The 5,527-nt window shown below is 34.8% G+C and carries 4 protein-coding genes; all 4 read right to left on the reverse strand.

The window, feature by feature from the left end:
* Positions 1-2,192 (reverse strand): endopeptidase La (gene lon, locus PHF25_08525; GenBank protein MDD4528057.1); only part of this gene is annotated, 2,192 nt, incomplete at its 3' end.
* Positions 2,182-3,420 (reverse strand): ATP-dependent Clp protease ATP-binding subunit ClpX, encoded by a 1,239-nt coding sequence (gene clpX / locus PHF25_08530; protein ID MDD4528058.1) that lies wholly within the window; start codon positions 3,418-3,420, stop codon positions 2,182-2,184. The genes clpX and lon, both read right to left, overlap by 11 nt.
* Before the next feature lie 2 nt (positions 3,421-3,422).
* Complete coding sequence (gene clpP / locus PHF25_08535; protein MDD4528059.1) at positions 3,423-4,007, reverse strand: ATP-dependent Clp endopeptidase proteolytic subunit ClpP; 585 nt, start codon at positions 4,005-4,007, stop codon at positions 3,423-3,425.
* 15 nt (positions 4,008-4,022) lie between these two features.
* Positions 4,023-5,327, reverse strand: a complete 1,305-nt coding sequence (gene tig, locus PHF25_08540; protein ID MDD4528060.1) for a trigger factor — start codon at positions 5,325-5,327, stop codon at positions 4,023-4,025.
* Positions 5,328-5,527: the final 200 nt, after the last annotated feature.

Raw genomic sequence — 5,527 nt, forward strand, 5'->3', positions numbered from 1 at the left:
TTAATAGAGTTTTGTTCAGCTGCCATTAGCTTCTCTCTAAGTCCACCAACTGGCAAAATTTTACCATGCAAGGAAATCTCTCCTGTCATTGCTACATTATTATTAACGCTCTCTCCCTTTAACGCCGAAATCAAAGCAACAGCAATAGTCACACCAGCCGAAGGGCCATCCTTGGGTACTGCATTTTCAGGAACATGAATATGAATATCTAGCTCTTTATAAAATGTTCCCTTTACGCCCAACTGCTCTGAAACAAAACGCACATAACTTATAGCTGCCTGTGCTGATTCCTGCATCACTTCACCCATTTTGCCTGTAAGCTTTAGCTCTCCGCTACCTTTAAAAACAGAAACCTCTATCGGCATGACTGCCCCACCCCGTTCAGTATAAGCTAAACCAATCGCCGTACCCACGGTTGGCTTATCAGGGATGTTACTATAGGCGTATTTGGAAAACCCTAATAACTCACCTACCATTTTCATGGTTATTTTCATTTTCTTATTTGTAGCCAATTTTTCCAAAACCATTTTTCTAATAATCGTCGACAACTCTCGTTCCAACTGCCTTAATCCTGACTCATTTGTGAATTTGATTATTATTTCTATTATCGCTGCTTCGGATATTTCAAGATCATTAACATCTAGTCCGTGTGCTTTAACTAATTTTGGCCACAGATGTTCTTTAACAATATTTTTCTTTTCCTCCAAAGAATATCCACTAATCTTAATAACCTCCATCCTATCAAGCAAAGGCGAAGGGATATCTTGTACATTGTTTGCTGTTGCGACAAAAAGGACATTGCTAAGGTCATAGGGAACCTCTAAATAATAATCATAAAATTGTTTGTTTTGCTCCGAATCTAAAATTTCCAGAAGCACGGCCGAAGGATTGCTGTTAAGTCTAGTGGAAATTTTGTCTATCTCATCCAAAAGTATTACTGTATCGTTAGTTCCTGTGGAGTGAAGCGCTTGAACTATCCGCCCGGGCATAGCTCCAACATAAGTCCTTCGATGACCTCTTAATTCTGATTCATCATTTAATCCACCAAGTGAAATCTTAAAAAAATCTTTACCCATTGCTTGAGCTATTGATTTGACAATACTCGTTTTGCCAACACCACTTGGTCCTGCTAAACACAAAATGGAACCTTGCACATTACCTGTTAATTTAACTACCCCCAAAAACTCAATTATTCTCTCTTTTACCTTATCTAAACCATAATGATTTAAGTTTAATAACCGACGACAAGAATTAATGTCTAAGTCATCCTTGTTAAAGCTTACTACCCAAGGAACTTCCAATAACCACTCTAAATAACCCTTAACAATCCCAGCTTCAGCTGAAATATTAGATAAATTTCTTAATTTACCTACTTCTCTTAGTGCCTTCTTTTTAACTTCGTCAGGCATACGAGAAGCCTCTATTTTTTCTTTATAATCGTTTACTTCATCAATATATTCACTACCTGAACCCAATTGTTCCTGAATAGCTTTTATTTTTTCCTTTAGATAAAATTCCTTTTGGCTTTTCTCTACTCTTTCTTTAACTGCAACATGTAAATTATCTTCCAGTTCCGTTATTTCTGTCTCTGCTTCCAATAAATCCAACAAAATATCTGCTCTAATTTGTAAATTATTCTCTTCTAAAACTCTCTGTTTTTTATCAACCTGAAGCATTAAAAAATGAGTAACAACATAAATCATCTGCTCAAGTGAGGAACCTTCAATCATTTCCTGAATAATCTTTGCTGAAATATTTTTATGCAACGTTAAATATTTTTTTAAGGTCATAGAAATTTTGTTTTGATAAACCTCTTTTTGTTCTTGGGTTAAAGTATCTACAGTATCTAATATAATAGGTTTAACACTAAAAAACTTACCATTATTCTCTAAATGCTTCCACGTGACCCTCTGCATACCATTAACTAAAACTTTGTAAGTACTCTTATCCAGCCTCTTTATGTTTGTGAGGTCTGCTAAAATACCTATACCATACAAGTCTTCGCCAGAAGGGTCATCTTGACCCCCCGATTGTAAAACAAAAACGATTTCTTTGGTCTTGCTGGCTTGATTTTTGACAACACTTAACAATGCCTGCAAAGAAATGTCTCTGCCCACGAAAATAGGGACAATGATATTAGGAAATATTACTATATTTTTTAACGGTATTAATGGATATTTCTTATGCCACATTTTTCCCTAGCTTCTCTGCTTTGGGGAACTTGCCTAGGATATCTTTCTCTGTTATTTTTATCTTCACGGTCTTAGTACTCTTTTCGTTATCTGGAATATCGTACATATACTCCAACATCAATTGCTCAGTGATTGCCCTTAAAGCCCTTGCCCCCATCTTTTTATCAACTGCCAATCTCGCAATTACTTTCAATGCATCTGCAGTAAAATCTAATTCTACATTATCATATTCCATTAATTTCTTATACTGTTTGACCAAAGCGTTCTTAGGTTCAGTTAAAATCTGCACCATTTCTTCTTCCGTTAACGCCTCCAAAGAACAAATCATTGGTAGCCTACCAACTAGCTCTGGAATAATTCCATATTTTATCAGGTCTTCTGTTTCTACTTGTTTTTGTTCCTTTTCATCCACACCATCTCCACTTAAAAATCCAATAACGCCTTTATTCATCCTCTTCTCAATAATTTCATCTAAACCGTCAAAAGCACCGCCACAAATAAAGAGAATATTCTTAGTATCAACTTGAACAAAATCATCATGTGGATGTTTTCTTCCTGGATGCATTGGAACATTCACAACAGTTCCCTCTAACAACTTAAGTAAGGATTGCTGAACACCCTCACCAGAAACATCCCTAGTAATCGAGCGATTTTCACTCAATCTAGAAATCTTATCTATCTCATCAATGTAGATTATTCCTTTTTCTGCTTTCTCAATATCATCGTCAGCAATCTGCAATAATCTAAAAATAACAGACTCTACATCTTCGCCAACGTATCCTGACTCCGTTAAGGTCGTCGCATCTGCTATGGTAAATGGAACATCAAGTAATTTAGCTAAAACCTGAGCAAACAAAGTTTTCCCTGAACCAGTTGGTCCCACCAACAGAATGTTTGACTTTTGGATTTCTACATCATTACTAAGTGCTTTGGAAACATGTAGTAGCCGCTTGTAATGATTATACACCGCCACAGAAATAATTTTCTTACCTCTATCTTGACCAATAATGTACTGGTCTAAATATTTTTTGATTTCTTTAGGCTTCACTACTTTTAATTCAAAATCTTTGCCTGCTGTTGCTTGATTGATTATCTCGTGACCAGCTTCTAAGCATTTATCACAAATATAATTATCTTCATATCCTTCAAAATCACTTTTAAAGAAATAATCAGCTTCTTGCTCTGTAACACCACAAAAAATACAAATCTTTTTGTCTTTTTTTGCCATTATTAAACCTTAGGAACTAAAACTTCGTCAATTAAGCCATAGGTCACAGCTTCTTGTGCAGACAAGAAAAAGTCTCTATCAGTATCTTTTTTAATAATGTCCATTGGCTGTCCTGTTTGCTCAACCAAAATCTCATTTAAATACTGTTTTAATCTTAAAATTTCTTTAGTTTGGATTTCAATATCAGTAGCTTGACCTTGAGCTCCTCCTAACGGCTGATGAATCATTATTCTTGAGCTTGGCAATGCATATCTTTTGCCCTTAGCTCCAGCTGTTAATAAAATTGCACCCATACTAGCTGCCTGACCTAAACAAATAGTAGACACTGGAGTTTTGATATATCTCATCGTATCGTAAATAGCTAAGCCAGCAGTTACAACTCCACCTGGACTGTTCACATACATAAACGCATCTTTTTCTGGATTCTCTGCCTCTAGAAAAAGCAATTGAGATACTATTAAATCAGCTGTGTCATCATTAATCTCTCCGCCTACAAAAATAATTCTCTCTTTCAGTAAACGTGAATAAATATCGTAAGAACGTTCTCCTCTTCCAGTTTGCTCAATGACCATAGGCACTAAATTCATACTGTCACTCCTCTTCTATTTATTTTTTTTCTTTATCTTGGCGTTTTCAAGTAAAAAATCAATAACCTTTTTATTGATTACTGATTCAGCAATATTTTCTCGTACTGACTCTAATTGCTTACGGTAATCAGCCTTAATTGATTCATCTTTTTGGTCTTTTATTGACTCTTCAATCTCTTCCTCAATGTCCTTGTCTGTTGCTTTAATTTCCTCAAGACTAGCAATCGCTTCCAACCCTAATCTTAATTGCACTGTGTCTGTTGCTTCTTTTTCATAATCCTTACGAAGGTCATCAATAGACTTTTGAACAATATTGAGATAACTCTCAATTCCCATATTGTACATGCGCAGACCATTTTCCATCCTCTTGATTAAATAATCTATTTCTCTTTCAATCATTACTCGAGGAACATCAACTTTCACATTTTCGATTACCCATTTAGAAACGTCTTCTTTTAATTTATTTTCTGAAGCAAGCTCCATGTTCGCTCTTAGCTTTTCTTCTGTTTCTTTTTTAAAGTCAGCCAAAGACATGCTTTCTGTTTGTTCAGCAATAAATTCATCGGTAATTTTAGGTACTTTTGCTGATTTCACTTTATTTATTACTACAGTGAATTCAACTGCTTTGTGTGCGATATCTTTATTGGGTGCGTCTTTAGGAAATTCTATGGAGAAAGTCTTTTCGTCATTAGCCTTTAGTCCATAAATAGCCTCGTCAAACTTAGGTCCAATAATACTTTTTCCTGCTTTAAATACATCACTTTCTCTTGTCCAAGGAGCATATTCTTCTGAACCGATTACTGCTTTGATGTTAGCGGTAATTAAATCTCCTTCTTTTATCTTGGCTCCATCATCAAAATCATATTCTATATGCTTATCCGCTAAAGCTTCTAGTTCAGCCTGCACATCTGCATCAGTTACCTTTACAAGTTCTTTTTCTAATTTTAGTCCCTTATATTTGGATATCTTTGCTTCTGGCTTTACTTCAACAGATAACTTAACTTTAATTGGTTTATCTTCTTCTAATTGAATAATATCAAAATCTTTAGGCTGATCGATAACTTCCAACTTGTTTTCTTGAACAATCGTAGGGTATTTTGCATTAAGCATATCAATCAATGCATCAAAATCTAGTTTTTCTTTACCATAATAACTAATGAAAATACCTTTAGGTGCCTTACCTTTTCTAAACCCAGGGATTTTAAGATTCTTTACTTCTTTTTTATACTTAATATCAACATAACTGGAAAGTTCTGAATAATTTTCTTCCAACTCTAATGTAACTAAACTGCCTTCTTTTTTAAGATCATTAACTTTCATTTAAATTCATCGCCTCCTATTTAATAAACAATTCTATCACGGTTTAATGGATTGAGAAATCTTAGAGCAACAATTTTTGTGTGTATACCTAAACATGGTATCCCTGATTTAAGGGTAAAAAAGCTGCTTAGCATGGGCAAGGAATATTTCAAAAAGATAATAGAAATAAAAAGGAGACTAGATAAAAAGAGTTAAATGGG

Source organism: Candidatus Margulisiibacteriota bacterium, from assembly GCA_028706105.1.
Taxonomy (GTDB): Bacteria; Margulisbacteria; Riflemargulisbacteria; order GWF2-35-9; family DYQY01; genus DYQY01.